13 protein-coding genes are annotated in these 15,905 nt (G+C 50.5%); 4 read left to right on the forward strand and 9 right to left on the reverse strand.

Going from position 1 to position 15,905, the window contains the following annotated elements; genetic code table 11:
- Positions 1-236 precede the first annotated feature (236 nt).
- On the forward strand, positions 237-1,469 hold the full coding sequence (locus MET42_RS0100090; protein WP_019880616.1) for an SfnB family sulfur acquisition oxidoreductase: 1,233 nt from the start codon (positions 237-239) through the stop codon (positions 1,467-1,469).
- Positions 1,470-1,543: 74 nt separating this feature from the next.
- Here MET42_RS0100090 and ribB read toward each other — a convergent pair whose 3' ends face one another.
- The 4 genes from ribB to ssuD are packed head-to-tail and all read right to left on the reverse strand — an operon-like array spanning position 1,544 to position 5,508.
- Positions 1,544-2,251: a 3,4-dihydroxy-2-butanone-4-phosphate synthase gene (gene ribB / locus MET42_RS14290; RefSeq protein WP_019880618.1), complete on the reverse strand. Its 708-nt coding sequence runs from the start codon at positions 2,249-2,251 to the stop codon at positions 1,544-1,546.
- A 20-nt stretch (positions 2,252-2,271) separates the two neighbouring features.
- Positions 2,272-3,126 carry an amidohydrolase family protein gene (locus tag MET42_RS0100100; protein WP_019880620.1) on the reverse strand — a complete coding sequence of 285 codons (855 nt, stop codon included), beginning with the start codon at positions 3,124-3,126 and terminating at the stop codon, positions 2,272-2,274.
- Positions 3,127-3,145: 19 nt separating this feature from the next.
- Complete coding sequence (locus MET42_RS0100105) at positions 3,146-4,366, reverse strand: acyl-CoA dehydrogenase family protein (RefSeq protein WP_019880621.1); 1,221 nt, start codon at positions 4,364-4,366, stop codon at positions 3,146-3,148.
- A gap of 8 nt (positions 4,367-4,374) precedes the next feature.
- A complete protein-coding gene (ssuD, locus tag MET42_RS0100110; protein WP_019880622.1) occupies positions 4,375-5,508 on the reverse strand; it encodes an FMNH2-dependent alkanesulfonate monooxygenase in 1,134 nt (377 codons plus the stop codon).
- A gap of 381 nt (positions 5,509-5,889) precedes the next feature.
- On the opposite strand from ssuD, the gene MET42_RS0100115 reads away from it, so the two are divergent.
- From MET42_RS0100115 to ribA, 3 genes are read left to right on the forward strand one after another with little or no spacing between them, the layout of a single operon-like run.
- Entirely contained in the window at positions 5,890-7,098 is a 1,209-nt protein-coding gene (locus MET42_RS0100115) for an acyl-CoA dehydrogenase family protein (RefSeq protein ID WP_019880623.1), read from the forward strand.
- A 5-nt stretch (positions 7,099-7,103) separates the two neighbouring features.
- Positions 7,104-8,219: a sigma-54-dependent Fis family transcriptional regulator gene (locus MET42_RS0100120; protein WP_019880624.1), complete on the forward strand. Its 1,116-nt coding sequence runs from the start codon at positions 7,104-7,106 to the stop codon at positions 8,217-8,219.
- Positions 8,206-8,874 carry a GTP cyclohydrolase II gene (gene ribA / locus MET42_RS0100125; RefSeq protein WP_019880626.1) on the forward strand — a complete coding sequence of 223 codons (669 nt, stop codon included), beginning with the start codon at positions 8,206-8,208 and terminating at the stop codon, positions 8,872-8,874. Before MET42_RS0100120 ends, ribA begins: the two co-directional genes overlap by 14 nt.
- Here ribA and MET42_RS0100130 read toward each other — a convergent pair.
- The 5 genes from MET42_RS0100130 to MET42_RS0100155 all read right to left on the reverse strand — a co-directional run bounded on the left by MET42_RS0100130 (position 8,871) and on the right by MET42_RS0100155 (position 15,874).
- Entirely contained in the window at positions 8,871-9,479 is a 609-nt protein-coding gene (locus tag MET42_RS0100130) for a hypothetical protein (RefSeq protein ID WP_019880627.1), read from the reverse strand. The genes ribA and MET42_RS0100130 overlap by 4 nt on opposite strands.
- 336 nt (positions 9,480-9,815) lie before the next feature.
- Positions 9,816-10,961, reverse strand: a complete 1,146-nt coding sequence (locus MET42_RS0100135; RefSeq protein ID WP_019880628.1) for a methyl-accepting chemotaxis protein — start codon at positions 10,959-10,961, stop codon at positions 9,816-9,818.
- Positions 10,962-11,093: 132 nt separating this feature from the next.
- Positions 11,094-12,791, reverse strand: coding sequence for an APC family permease (locus MET42_RS0100140; protein ID WP_019880629.1), 1,698 nt, complete (start codon positions 12,789-12,791; stop codon positions 11,094-11,096).
- 581 nt (positions 12,792-13,372) lie between these two features.
- Entirely contained in the window at positions 13,373-14,011 is a 639-nt protein-coding gene (narL, locus tag MET42_RS0100150; protein WP_019880631.1) for a two-component system response regulator NarL, read from the reverse strand.
- A 15-nt stretch (positions 14,012-14,026) separates the two neighbouring features.
- Complete coding sequence (locus MET42_RS0100155) at positions 14,027-15,874, reverse strand: histidine kinase (protein WP_232411187.1); 1,848 nt, start codon at positions 15,872-15,874, stop codon at positions 14,027-14,029.
- Positions 15,875-15,905: the final 31 nt, after the last annotated feature.

Genomic DNA, 15,905 nt, shown 5'->3' on the forward strand with positions numbered 1-15,905 from the left:
GCAGGTCGATCTCAAATGACCTTGTGGCAACGTGCGATTGCTGATTAATCAGCAGGCATTCAGCAGAAAACTGTTTCTATAGAGGCGTGCAAAAAACAAAACTCCAACCTTACCCTTTAGATTCAAAGACTTAACAATTGGCATATTAAATGCAATGCAATAAGGCAACGCGCAGCCGCTTTTTAATGGAAACACTGCGCCTTTATTCCCAACCTTTACTTTGACAAGGATTCAATATGACTGCACATGCAAGCAAGATTGCGCATTTGCCCGAGCACCCGCCGCGCCAACCGGCGCACGTGATCACCAGTGACGCCGAAGCGATTGCCGTGGCCAAACAAGTCGCGAGTGAAATCGCCAAAGAAGCGGCAATACGCGACAAGGAAAGACGCCTGCCGCGCAAGGAACTGGATTTATTCTCCAGCAGCGGCTTGTGGGGCATTACTGTGCCGAAAGAATATGGCGGCGCGTTTGTGTCGAACAAAACCCTGGCTGAAGTCATTGCTACAGTGGCAGAAGCGGACCCCAGCATCGGGCAGATTCCGCAAAACCACTTGTATATGGTGGAAGGCCTGCGTCTGGACGGCACGGATTTCCAGAAAAAGTATTTTTATGAGCTGGTGCTGCAAGGCGTACGCTTTGGCAATGCGTTTTCTGAAATCGGCACCCGCAGTGTCAATGATGTGAAAACCAAACTGACACCGACTAACAGCGGCTACTTCTTAAACGGCAAAAAATTCTATTCTTCTGGCGCTTTGCTGGCTGACTGGGTGCCGGTAGTGGCCAAAGATGAGCACGACAATACCGTGGTGGCCTTTGTACCGGCCGGTGCAGAAGGTCTGACGATCATTGATGACTGGTCCAGTTTTGGTCAACGCACTACGGCCAGCGGGACTACCCTGCTGGAAAATATCTTTGTGCCCAGCGAGTATGTGTTGCCACACCATTTGGCGTTTGACCGCCCCACAGCCATGGGCCCGGTGGCGCAAATTATCCAGGCCGCGGTAGATACCGGCATTGCGCGTGCCGCGTTCAAGGATACGCTGCATTTTGTCCGTAACCATACCCGCCCTTGGATTGATACTGACCTGGAGCATGGTTACGAAGATCCACATACCATTAAAGACATTGGCGATTTGCAGATTCGCTTGCATGCCACCGAGGCCTTATTGGCACGCGCAGGCGAGTACATAGACGAAGCCCAGCGCAACCCGAATGAAGACACCGTGGCAGAAGCCTCCATTGCCGTGGCCGAAGCCAAGGTATTGAGTACCGAAACCGCGCTGCTGGCAGGTAGCAAACTGTTTGAACTGGCCGGTACACGTTCTACACTGGGTGAGTACAACTTGGACCGCCACTGGCGTAACGCCCGTACCCATACGCTGCACGACCCGGTACGCTGGAAATATCATGCGGTGGGTAATTACAGCCTGAACCAGGTCAAACCTCCGCGTCATCCGTGGATTTAAGCATAGACTTAAACTAGCTGCAGTAAAAACAAAGCCCTCGCATGAGGGCTTTGTTGTATTGATCAATCGTTGATTTAACCGCTATACACCATGGCTGCATCGAGCAATGTGCTTTGTTGCCGAACAGGGCGCACAGGCTGGCGTGGATAGGTCACCTGCAACTGTCGCTCGCGGTAAACAATCATATCGGCAATCGTAATCATCTTTAAACCGTGCTGTTTGGCAAAGCGCAGCAAGTCTGGTCGCCTGGCCATGCTGCCATCATCATTGACGATTTCGCACAACACCCCCACCGGTTGCAAACCGGCCATCGCGGCCAGGTCATGCGCAGCTTCGGTATGACCTGGCCGCTCCAGCACGCCACCCAAGCGAGCACGCAAGGGGAAAATATGCCCGGGCCGATGAAAGTCGCTGGCCTGGCTGGACGGGTCTGCCAATGCCCGCAAAGTCAATGCACGGTCCGCGGCTGAAATACCACTGGTGGTGCCATATTTGTAATCGACACTGACGGTAAACGCTGTCCTGAATGGGTCGGCGTTATGCGTCACCATCTGCGGTAAATGCAGTGCCTGCAAGCGCTGCTCTTGCATGGCCACACACACCAGGCCGCTGCTATATTTCACTAAAAAAGCCATGTGCTCGGTAGTGATTTTTTCAGCGGCAATAATCAGATCACCTTCATTTTCACGGTCGGTATCATCGACGACGATGACAAATTCACCATTGGCAATGGCTTCTACCGCATCGACGACGGTATCAAATGGTGGTAACGGAGATTGCATAGTTGTTCCTGCCTGCATACTTATACGCTGAGCTTTAACAAGCGCGCAGCATTCTGATAAAACACTTTTTCCAGCACCGCATCTTTAAAACCCAAGGCGGCAAAGTCGTCTATGGTTTGCTTCATCGGCCTGAAAGGATAAGAGGTGCCAAACAGTAACTGATCCCCCAGAAACTGGTTCGCCGCCTGTACATACAATTCGGCGCCAGGCTGGAAAATATACATATCGGGCACCAGGTACAGGTTTGGATAACGGAACGCCGCACCGACAATTTCATTCACATACGGGTAATAACCGTGGAAACAAATAATGTTGAGGTTGGGATATTTTCTCGCCAGCCTGGCCACTGCATTCGGATGCGCGTAGTCCAGGTCGGGCGTGGTGGGGCCGGACATCACGCACACGGGTACGCCATGCTGCTGACAAGCCTCATACACCGGGTCAAAAATGGGGTCGTCGACCTGGCGTGCCGGTTTGCCAAAGCCGGGTTCGATATTAATCGCCTTGAAACCGTAATGGTTGACGGCTTTTTCAATCGCGGCCAAGGCACTGTCTACGCCACGGCTTTCAATATCCACCGAACCCAGGCCCACCAGTTTAGGACTGTGTTTGACCAGGTCGGCAATCTGCTGGTCGCCGATGGTCAGGTCTGGCGTTTCACGCCCCACCACCACGGCAATATCAATCCCGGCCTGGTCGATCTCCTGCAAATAGCCTTCTACCGTATATGAGCGGCGAAAATGCTCGGGTTCAAGCGAACCCACACGCTGGTTGAGCCATTTGGCAGTGTCATAAGCAGGGGTGTTGGGCGTAGCGCCAAAAAAGTCATGCAGAAACGCAGGACGGTTGCGTAGATCGATAATTTTTTGTTTCATAAACTTTCTTTAGTGTGCGTTAGGCGTAGAAACTCGGTGTGGGGTACTGTCCGTTAAGTGCCCAATCCCCTAAATCCTTGAGTTTGTAATCCACCGGGTCATGCAGGGTATACACGCGCAAATTGCGCCAGAAGCGGTCCATGCGCAGCTTGGCGGTGGTGGCTCGTGCACCAGCCACTTCAAACACGCGCGTAGTGACATCCAGCCCGGCACGCGTCGCGTTGACCTTGGCCGAAAACACCGCCAAGGCCAGTTCGCCACGGGTCAACTCATCCAGGCCCAAGGTTTGCTGCCATGCGTGATCAAGTAAGCCTGCCGCATGATCTGCCAGCACGGCCGACGCATGCAAGCTGGCCCAGAACTCGCCGTAATGCAGCAAGGTAAACGGGTCTTCGTGTATGGTCTGTGCCAGTGAGCCTGACCAGACCCGGCTGCTGCTACGCGTATATTTCGCACCTTCTGCCAGCGCGCCTTCGGCAATGCCGAGATAAATATTGGTAAAAATCAGTTGCGCTACCAACGAACGCAGGCTGGCAAATGGCGAGCTCAACGGGCCAGGGTTCATCAGCAATTCGCTGTCTTCCACCCGCAGCTGGTTAAATTCAGCGCTGCCACTGTCTGTCTGCCGTTGGCCGATATTGTCCCAATCACCATTGAGCTGGATGCCGCTACGATCAGTCGGCACCGCGGCCACCAGAAACTTGCCTGTGCCTTCTTCAATTGCCGACACAATCAGGTAGTCAGAATCCATAGAACCGGAGCAAAAGCTCTTTTGCCCGGTAAACACATAGCCAGCCGCCGCTTTACGTGCCACGGTGCGGTTATCCAAAGGGTTTAAGGCATTGCCCCACCACAGGTTTTGCGCAGCAGTCAGCTTGAAATAGTGCTGCCATTGCACCTCACTGCCATATAGGCGAATCGAAGTCAGCATCAAAAACTGGAACGCGAATACCTGGGCGATCGAGCTGTCCACACGCGCGATCTGGCGAATAATGCTGTAGATTTCCTGCCAGCTGCCGCCTAGGCCGCCATAGGTTTTCGGTATCAGCAACTTCAACAGCCCGCTATCCCGTACCGCCTGACGCTGTTCATACGGTGTGCCGCCTGCGGCATCGCGCTCAATCGCGGTTTCTGCCAGATAGTCGCAAAGCTGTTTGGCCCGCTCGCGTGGTGTGCCGCCAAACACAATGCCATGTGATGCCTCAACGTCGTCCAGGCGTGAATTCAGTGCCAGAGTCATCATCCCTCCTATGCCGCATGCTTGACCGGTTTGGCCGCACCAAACGGCCCCGTCATATTGGTATTGATACTGACCTCGGCGCTGGCCTGCTGGTTAACAGGCAATAAGGGAAACAGCAATTCAGCCACGCGATAAGACTCCTCCAGATGTGGATAGCCAGAGAAAATAAAATAATCAATGCCCAGAGCCTGATACTCTTTAATCCTGTCGGCCACCTCTTGTGGATTACCCACCAGCGCCGTGCCCGCCCCGCCGCGCACCAGCCCCACCCCGGCCCACAAGTTGGGTGAGACCTCGAGTTTGTCACGCCGGCCATGGTGTAACTCGGTCATCCGTTTTTGCGCCACCGAATCAAAATTGGCGACAGCGGCCTGTGCCGCAGCAATGGTGTCATCGGTCACGTGCGAAATCAGTTCGTCGGCCGCTTGCCAGGCTTGTTCGCTGGTCTCGCGCACAATCACATGCAAGCGGATGCCGAAACGGATGCCACGGCCTTGTGCTGCAGCTGCCGCACGAATGACCCTGATTTTTTCGGCCACAGCTGCTGGCGGCTCGCCCCAGGTCAAATGCACATCAATATGCTTGCTACTGAGCTGGATCGCCGCCTCAGAGGCCCCGCCAATAAACAGCGGCGGATAAGGCTTTTGCAGGCTGCCGGTCGGTAAACTCGCATCTTTGACGCGTAAATATTCACCTTCATAATTGACGGCTTCTTCGGTCAATACCGAACGCCAGATAGACAGGAACTCTTCTGCCTCGGCATAGCGGGCATCATGATCCAGGAAGCTGCCTTCCGCCTGCTGTTCTACCGGGTCACCGCCCGCCACCACATTAATCAGTAAACGCCCGCCGGAAATACGATCCAGCGTCGATGCCATGCGCGCAGACACCACCGGTGAAATAAAGCCGGGCCGCGTCGCGACCAAAAATTTGAGCTGTTTGGTTTCATTGATCAAGGCCGAGGAAATCACCCAGGCATCCTCGCAAGAGCGCCCGGAGGGCACCAGCACCCCGCCGTAACCCAGGCGGTCTGCCGCCTGTGCAATCTGCTTTAAATAAGAGAGTGTTGCCGGTCTGGCACCTGTGCTGGTGCCAAGATAACGCTGGTCACCGTGCGTGGGTAAAAACCAGAATATTTCCATGTTGTGTGTTTCCTTCTATTCATGCTGCATACATGGAAAGCCTAGTGCAAAGAGCATGCCACAAATAAAAATCATTATATTCAGTCACTTACAAAGACACCGAATGCTGTTGCTGAATAATCAGCATATTTTATGCTGGTGCTGCTGTATCAGCAGCATGTGTGCTGATTATTCAGCAACAGGGTGACGGAGATCGCTGTCCGGCAAAAAACGATGCGGCCGTAAAACCATTCAACATTTTCTCAACCATATGATTTATAAGAATTATTTTTATACTTATCCGACAATCGATGCCATAGAAGTAGTGATTCACGGCCCCTGCCGGAGTTGGCACAAATCATGCTGAACTATTAAGCATATGCAACCAGATGGATATTACTTTTGAATATAAATACTTTTGCAATTCCGCCAACGGCACGCCTCAATGAAGGCCAGCATGCATTGGCGGTAGCCAAGCAACTGGCAGAATCGTTTTCGCTGACCGCCGTGGAACGGGATCATCAGGGCGGTACGCCAAAACTGGAACGGGATGCGATCCGCAACAGTGGCCTGCTGTCATTGATCATCCCACGCCAGTACGGCGGCTACGGCGCCAACTGGCAGGAGACGCTGCAAGTGGTCAGAGAGTTTGCCAAAGTAGACAGCTCGATTGCGCATGTCTATGGCTTTCAACATCTGATGCTGGCAACGGTACGACTCTTCTCCCGGCCCGACCAATGGGAGCGCTGGTACGAGCAAACCGCGCAATCCAACTGGTTTTGGGGCAATGCGCTCAATCCGCTGGATGAACGTACGCTGTGCAAAAGTTATGACCATTGGCATGAATTCTCAGGCAAAAAAAGCTTTTGCTCGGGCGCCATGGACTCCGAGATGCTGATTGCATCTGCCATTAAAAAGACGGATGGTCAGTTGGTGATTGCCGCCATCCCGACCCTGCGTACCGGCGTGACCATCCTCGATGACTGGGACAATATCGGCCAACGCCAAACCGACAGTGGCAGCGTGAACTTTGAAAAAGTCAGGGTGGAAGAAAACGAGCTACTCACCGAACCCGGGCCACTCAGCAACCCGTTTGCCTGCTTGCGGCCGCTGATCGCACAGCTCATATTGACCAATATCTACCTCGGTATTGCCGAAGGCGCTTTTAACGACGCGCAACACTACACCTTGCGCGAAGCCCGGCCGTGGAAGAATGCCAATGTTGATATCACCAGCCAGGACCCTTACATCCTCGCCCATTACGGCGAATTTTGGGTCGGCCTGGAAGCAACGCGTGCACTGACTAACCAGGCGGCAGAAAAACTGGATATCGCCTGGGCCAAGGGCCTGGCACTCACCGAGGAAGATCGCGGCTTGCTGGCGACCAGCATCAGTGCCGCCAAGGTCCTGGCAACCCGCACCGGGCTCGATATCACCAGCCGGATGTTTGAAGTGGCAGGGTCACGCGCGACGCATGCCGGACTGCGGCTGGACCGGCACTGGCGCAATTTGAGAACGCATACGCTGCACGATCCACTAGATTACAAAATTAAGGAGCTGGGTGAATGGGCGCTGACTGGTAGCTTCCCTAACCCTACATTTTACTCATGAATATTATGGACAAATTTATCGAGAATCTGGATCAGGCGGGTGAATTGGACTACGGCGAGAATGAGAAGAAGCTACTCACGCTGCCCAACTCCCGCGCGCTCACCACGTCTATTCGTGCCACCGCACAAGTGTTTGAGGATCCTAAATCCATTGCTTTGCTCAGTCGCATCCAGCAAATTGCGCCCAGCGATGCGAATGTACTCATCATCGGCGAAACCGGCACCGGCAAAGAGCTTATTGCACGCCATGTGCATGCCTTAAGCAAGCGCAAAGGCAAACCCTTTGTCGCCGTCAACTGCGGCGCCTTTTCTGACACGCTGGTCGAAAGCGAATTGTTTGGGCATGAAAAAGGCGCGTTTACCGGTGCATTTGTCGCCAAGGCCGGCTGGTTTGAAGCCGCCAACGGCGGTACGCTGTTTTTAGATGAAATCGGCGACTTGCCGCTAAGCATCCAGGTCAAACTGTTACGCGTGTTACAAGAGCGCGAAGTGGTGCGCCTGGGCGCCAGAAAATCAACACCAATTGACGTCCGCCTGGTCGCCGCCACCAATGTCCGCCTGGAAGAAGCCGTACAGGCCGGTAATTTCCGTGAAGACCTGTTTTACCGCCTGCGTGTCGCCCATCTGGAGTTGCCTACCTTAAGAAACCGGCCAGGCGATATCTTGCCGCTGGCCGAGTATTTTGTCAGCGAATATACACGCCGCCTGGGTTACGCAGAGATCCGCCTGGATGACTCGGCCAAACAGAAACTGGTGCAACACAGCTGGCCTGGCAATATCCGCGAACTGGAGAACGTGATTCACCACTCGCTGCTAATTTGCCGCAACAACCTGGTGCGTAGTGAAGACTTACATTTATCCTCCATCTCGCTGCACAGACCGAAGCAGGAGCACACGCCACAGGCCGGTAGTCATGCACCCGACTTACTGGAGGAAGCCTTGCAGCAACTGTTTGAATCTGGCAAACCCCAGCTTTACGATTATTTTGAAGATGCCCTGGTGCGCGCCGCCTACCACCACTGCCATCATAACCAGGTGCAAACCGCCAAGTTGCTTGGCCTAAGCCGAAATGTGTTGCGCGCCAAGTTGATTAAAATGGGAGCAATCAATGCCCTCAAGTAACCTTGCGCTCAAACCTGTGCCTGCGGACTTACGTGCACGAATCACGCCACAGGCGGTTGCCAGCCTGCCTACAGACTATGGCCACTATCAACTGCACGCATTTATCGACCACAAAAGCGGCATAGAGCATATCGCATTGGTGCTGGGAGAGGTTGGCGGGCAATCTTCGATGCTGACACGTATTCACTCGGAGTGCCTGACTGGTGACGTGTTTGGCTCACAACGTTGTGATTGTGGCGAGCAGTTCAAACAGGCGCAGCGACTGATACAGCAACAGGGTAAAGGCGTGATTGTCTATTTACGCGGGCATGAAGGGCGCGGCATAGGGCTCAGCAACAAAGTGCGCGCCTATGCCTTGCAAGAACAAGGGCTGGATACGGTAGAGGCCAATGTGGCGCTAGGCCTGCCAGTTGACCAGCGTGAATATGATATCGCGGTTGGCATATTGCAGCATTTACAGGTCGCCTCGATTCGCTTGCTCAGTAACAACCCTGACAAATCACAAGCCATGTCCGATTGGGGACTAACGGTTGAAGCCGTTGTGCCGCTAGAAGTGGCAGGTAATCCGCAAAGTGCTGCCTACCTCGCCACCAAGAAACATAAACTGGGTCATCAACTGGCGTTGATAGATAGCCATTCACCGCCCAAAAACTAGCTGCATATTGCTAAATGCTGCGCTTGCAGCCGCTGCAACACGCCGCTGAGCGCCTGATCAACCTGTTGCCGTGCAAAGGACTGGCTCAAAAGCGTGCCTGCCTGTGTGTTAGCCTGCAAGCGCAATTGCACAGACCGCAGCTGACATTGCAGCTTGGCAAGCCTTGGCCCATCACGCTCAGGCGGTATCTCAAATTCATTTTGGCTACCATACGCTGTAAACAGCAATGTTTCCAGGCCCACCACCAATGCCATGATATGGTCGCCGGTAAAAGCCGGATCAAATACCAAGCTAATTGCATCAGTGCCTTGCAAGCGGCGGATGCCCTCAAACTTCCAGTTAGCTTTACCATCAAATACCCACTCGGTCATTTCACGCGGCCCCACTTGGGTGCTTTTAGCCAACTCATCCGGGTATTCGGTATATAACTGCTGCATCAACGTACGCAGATCATCGGTATGTGCGCTCATCTCCTGTCTGGTGGTCAACGGTGGTGGCAATGGTAATTGCTTGACCGGGCGCGCCTGCGCCGCATTTATCATCACCAATACCAGCCATACCACACCGAACAATCGCCAAATCAATCTTTGCTGTTTTAAACGCATCGCACACCTGCCAGAAATTAAAAAGCCCGAACATATTGCTCGGGCTTTGGATGTTAGCGCTAAAAATGACTGATTAAAACGGTTATATTCACAATAAATCATATGCAATATACTCAAGCCATTGAAATAATTACAATATTCATAGAGCAATCTAAACATACATGAACAAAATGTAAATTAAAGAGCGTTAAATCGCCATTATTGCCCATTTAATTAACAATAATGACTACCTACGTGGATCACAAAACATAAAATCAGTTGAATCTTGGTGGTGAAAGGTTACGAATTGGAACCTGATAATCATCTAGTAACACCAGTGAACTGCAGAAGCCAAATCTAATTCAATTTAGCCGCGATCGCTTCAAAATCAAACCTTAGCATTAATGACCATGGTGATGTTTTAGCACCCGTTTTTATGGGATGAAAAAACAGAATATCGGATCTATTGCGCGCCTCAACAAATGGCCTTCCTTCGCTAATGGCTTTTTTAGCCTCCGGCGTAAGATCATGAGCAGGCTTGCCCACACGTTCCACGTCAGGATGTGTGATGTAAGACCCCGCATTTGAAATCAGGGCATATGAGCCAATCCCGTAAGGTTTAAGCTGACTTAAATCATCCTGAAATTTATCAAGGGCAAAGTCAATCGCTGATACCCCGATAAACTTGCCTGCAGACATAATCACCACGACCATCGTAGCCACTTGTACGGCCTGGCCGTTACTTAAAATATACTCAAAAGGCTCTATCATTAGATTTTTGCCCAAGCGCCTTGGCTGGTCATACCAATTATTCATCCCAGAGGTTTCATAGGCTTCTAATTTGTCACCTACAATCGTGCCACTGGCGCGATTCCAATAGGGAATAAAGCGCCCTGTCTCATCATGTCCTTCTTTATTCATATATTCGTTATCTAAACCATCGAACGCATTCGGCTCAAAACAACAGGCGTAACCTAGCACATCGACATCGGCTTTTAGATTCGCCATCAATAGCGCATTCACCACATCACGCTTTGGCCTAATGCGGGACGCTCTCATTCCTTCAATCAGATTTTTAATGCCAGACAGGCTGGTTTCCAGCTGCATAAAACGCATTTCAATCTGCATCGCCTGCGCCGCCACAACAAAAGAAGCGCTTTTTAACAGTGAATCTTTTTCTGCACGCAAGACTTCAAGGCTAGCTTTCACTGAGTCATTTTTAATCGAGGAAACAATGCGACTGATTTCAGTCGCTGCTTTGGATGATTGCTCAGCCATCACGCGCACTTCGCCTGCAACAACTGCAAATCCAAGACCAGCCTCGCCTGCCCTTGCAGACTCGATGGTTGCATTCATTGAAATGAGTGTTGTTTGTTTAGCAACCTGCTTAATAATGTCAGCGACTTTGCCGATTTCATTTGAACTGACCTCTAGGCCTTTGACGAGATTTTTGACCAGCTCAATCGTCTGGCCTGTGCTCGAATCATTTAATTGGATACTCAATTACTTTACCTCTAATTCAACCCAAAGTGAGTGACCCCCATGAAGGGGAGTAAATAAGAAAGGGGGCTGGTGCCCCCTTTAGCTCTTACAAACAATCCATGGTACTGGATCGCAGAGCTTATTATTTCGCCCTTATGAGGCTAAATGACTCGTAAAGTACACAATCACTCCAGCAACAATCAACGCAAAGTAAGGAAGTACACCTGCGGTCGTTTTCTGATCACCGTCCAAAAGCATGTCTTCTTGCATTTCCTTAGGTAACACCCCTTTATCCACGATGTAATGTCTCCAGATAAAGATCGGGAATACCAGTCCTGCCATCACCAAACCACTCATTAATGTACCAGCACCCCAGATATTGGCGCCCAGCCCCATCAGGGTGACGTTAACAAAAGCCAGGAAAGTACCTAATACGATCAAAATGGTCGGCGCTTTGTAAGGGCGCTCCCAATTAGGTCTATCCATACGGTGAATCCAGCCCGCGTTCAGGTTCAGGAAGTTGAAAATGACGTAACTGACATTGGCGGCGGCAAGCAAGAACATATAATCAGACATCATCAGCAAGACGAAGTTGAAGATCATGTTGGCCCACATGGCGCTTGTTGGTGCGCCATGCTCGTTCACTTTGGACAGGAACTTTGGCAGCAAGCCATCCGCGGAACCTTGATACAAGGTGCGTGAAGCACCAGACATAGTGGTCATGATTGAAAGCAGCAATGCGAGGATCAGCATCACCACAACCAGATTGGCAATAAACGCGGTATTACCCAGAATACCAGACAGGGCTTTTGCAACGCCCATACCACTATAAATATCAGGCGCCAGCATGCCATCATACACAGCGGCACTGGTGGCATTACCTGCAGCGTCAGTCACTGCTGGCGTGATCATTTGGCCTAAGCCCAAATGACCTTGAAATGCTAACGGCACTAACGTAAACACGCCCACACACAGCAAGCCAGAATAGAAAATGGCCTTGAAAGTATCAGTTTCAGGATTTTTAAATTCGCGTGTGTAACAAACGGCTGTTTCAAAACCATAGGTTGACCAGGCGGCGATAAACAAACCACCCGCCATCAACACCCAACCATCAAGATTCCACAGCCCATCAATGACGTTGCCTACACTATCGTAAGCTAATGGGGATAATGGAAAAAAATGCTCAGAGGGCATATCCCCGGTGATCAGTGGCACCAACCCGATCATAATCAGCGGGATCAAAGCCGCAACGCCCAAAATCATGGTAGTTCTGGCGGAACGCAGAATGCCGCCATTCTGGATGAAGTAAACCAGTAAAAGTAAGGCGGAGCCAATGACAAAAGTGGCATTGATACGCAGGGTCAGCCCCTCTTTCAACATGCCCAAATCCAGAAGTGTCAGCTGCCAAGTATTAATGGCGGCATCAGGTGCGAACATTGCTGTGAGAATATACCCTGCTGCTAGCCCTGAACCGATTGAAAGTACAGGCGTCCAGGCGACCCAGTTACACCAGATTGAAAGTGGTGCGACAAATTTGCTGTAACGAATCCAGGCAACAGCTCCATAAACAGATGCGCCACCGGTTTTATGTGGAAACAAACCGGCGATTTCGGCATAGGTAAATGCCTGAATAAAGCCGAACCCAATGGAGATCATCCATACCAGCCAAGCCGGCTTACCGACAGTAGCCGCAATCGCCCCCATTGAAAACAACACTAAAGCTGGCACGCCACTGGCAACCCAAAATGCGCCAGTCCAGCTAATCGTTCGATGTAGTGAGGCATTTCCAGCCACTACATCGTTACTGACATCTGCGGTAATTGCATCTGTCACATCTACAGTTTTTTGCACACAAACCTCCCTTGAATTGAATCTGCCTAACCCCACTCAATAATCGCGGTTACTCCACCAACTTTTATAGGCGACCCATCATTTAAAAATTAATAAATATCACTTCACGATACTGATTCATGGAAATAAACAATTTCCGTTTATCACATCGTCGTCAATCATAACTACCTGAAAAGTGACTTTCTATTACCACTTAGGCTTACCCCATAAGTGGTAGCTGCAAGCCAATAAACATCAGATACACCGCGAATCGGAATTCAGGGGCTAAATAAATCCAGTGACTTTCAGGGAGGCGGTTTCAATCAATTAAAGAGGGTTTAGGGATGAGAGTCATAGGAAAAAACGTATCAGACACAGGCCTGGAAATTGACATGATGCGATCAAGATTTAATAACGCTGTTGGTGATGGGCCTACTGGAGGCCTGCAAAAATATGCTCCTGGCGTTAGGGGGCAGGAGCGATATTACGATGATCAGACTAGAGTGAGAATCAAAGGTGCAGAAGCTGCCGAAGTGGCAGTTGAAATGCACCGCTTGATCAAGTTATTGCAAAACGCCAAATGAGCTCAAGCTGCGTACGGCTTAAACCACCTTTTTAGTGTGTGCCCATACGGCGGCTTCCAGTCGGCTTGTTAATTTAAGCTTACTTAACAAATGCTTGATATGTACTTTTACAGTGGTGTCGCTGATACCTAAATGCCTTGCAATGGTTTTGTTATTAAGACCTCTGGCCAAGCACTCCAAAATTTCCCGTTCACGTTCGGTGAGGGAAACATCATCGTCTTGTTTATTCAAGGTCGGATTCACCAGCGCATTCTTCAGAATATCTGTCAGGCTTTCATGCAACACCGTGATGCCGGACATGGCTTTTTTCAAGCTTGCACACAAGTCCTCAGGCTCCATATCTTTCAATAAATAGCCATCGGCGCCAGCACGTAAAGCTTCCAGCAGATCATCCTCAGCATCAGAAACCGTCAACACAATACATTTCGTATCAAGTTTGGCTTCTTTGATCCGCGTCAGTGTTTCTATGCCATTCATGACCTTCATATTCAGGTCAATTAAAGCCAGCCCCGGTTTTAGCTGCTCGACCAGAGACAGCCCCTGTAACCCGGAGGCAGCCTCCCCAATCACATCGAACTCGGGATCCGAGGAAATCATCTGCATTACGCCTTTACGGAATAATGCGTGATCATCAATAATTACGACTGTCGTTGCCATTTTCTAACCCCATCTTTATTGTTTTATACCCTCATTTTTTGGTCGGAACACTAATCGCACCCGTGTTCCGCCTAATCGGCGAGGGATCACCTCAATTTCACCACCCAGACAATGGGCGCGTTCGGTCATAATCGCCAGCCCATAATGGTGTGGCTTAGACTCATCAAACGCGGGACCAATCCCGTCATCATCCACCATGACAATCACTTCGCCCGTGGACTGCAGTACTAACGACACTTTGACTTTCTCAGCGCCTGAGTGCCGCACAATGTTCGACAATGCCTCCCGGATAACGTGCAGCAAATGAAACTCTTCATTCACAGTCAACCGGCAATCTTGCAATCGGTTATCCAGCGCAATCGAGAGATTAGAACGGCTGGAAAACTCGCTAATGGTTTCCTCCAATACGTGATCCAGACCTCGCACATCCATTTGCACCCGGAATGTCGTTAATAACTCCCGCAATTCTTTGTAGGCATTATCCAACCCTTCACGGATATCATTTGCAATTTCCGCGGCGTCTGAACTCACCCCCTCCTGATTGAAGATGCTCTGCAACCGTGCAAGCTGAAACTTCATATAGGACAACGACTGGGCGAGGGAATCATGTAACTCCCGCGCAATCACTGCGCGCTCCTCAAGCAAAGCCACACGTCTTCCCTCCTGCTCACGGGCCTGAAACCCCATGGCCATCGCCACCATCTGCGAAGTGACTTCAATCAGCTGGATTTCCATGTCCTCAAAATAGTGGTTGGCATCGGTCTCGATGAGCAGAATACCTAGCCAGCCATTGGAGCTTGGCAATGGCACTGTCGTGTATTGAATGCACTCCCCCTGGATAAGCTTGGTCTCATGCGTCACTTCAAACATTTGCAGATCTTGATCAAACATACTTTTATCGAAAGATAGCGGCATATACCCCGAAAAAAGGGCCCGATGTGAAGAAAAGCGTGAGCCGATATCACTGAACATTAAGGCGACGTTCTTCGCATCCAATGTTTTTTCCATCGAATAAAGCACCTTTTTCAGGGTGATTTCATTCAAGTCAGAATTTGCGATCAACCTCGCCAACTTAAGCAGGAAGTCTTGAGATAACAGTGTTTTTCGCGCTTTCTCAGTACTGATCTTATTGGTCCAGTTGCTCTCCGCCTGATAGCCCTCAATGCGGGCCGACATTTCTGCGGTGAGTTTCTCCAACTTTTCTAACTCATCGCCATAATGAAAATCTTTGCCCTCATTGATTAGATCACTCGGGATCAGCTCATAGATGCGTCCCAAACGGGTAATCAGGATGCGCCAGGCAGTGAGCATGATGCATGCACCAATACAAATAGCCAGAAAGACGCAAGCCAATTGCATGATTTGAACGACTGCCTGCTTGGCTTCTACATCGTCTTTTGACGCCTCAATAAACTCATCATAAGCCTCTACAATCAGTTTGCCTTTCAGCAGCGTTTGCTCTTTAGAAGCGCCATACAAGCAACACTTAACAAACGCTTGGTGCAAGTGGCTGAGCTTTTCATAGGCAGCGGCCAGGCGGGTATCACTCTGCTTTCTACTCCAGGCATACGTTGCATCATCAAAATTACTGATACTCAGGGAAATTTTGTAGGGTTCTGCGCCAACTTGAGTGGCAGAAGTCTCCAACTTATAGAGCTCTTGCTTCCATAACATTTGCTCGTTATAGGCCTGGGTGATCGTTGCCAAATGATTAGGGACATAATCAAATAAAAATAACGAGGTCGCCTGCATCAGCACGACGACAATCATCAATGAAGCAACGAGCACATGCATGCTGGCATATAGCTTGTGGCTATTAACGTACCTCTTTAATTTTCTAAAAAACACTAAAATATTTCGCATATCACAAGCAGATTTTCTTATACTGATATTT

The sequence above is a fragment of the Methylophilus sp. 42 genome (assembly GCF_000384155.1).
In the GTDB taxonomy this organism is placed as follows: domain Bacteria; phylum Pseudomonadota; class Gammaproteobacteria; order Burkholderiales; family Methylophilaceae; genus Methylophilus.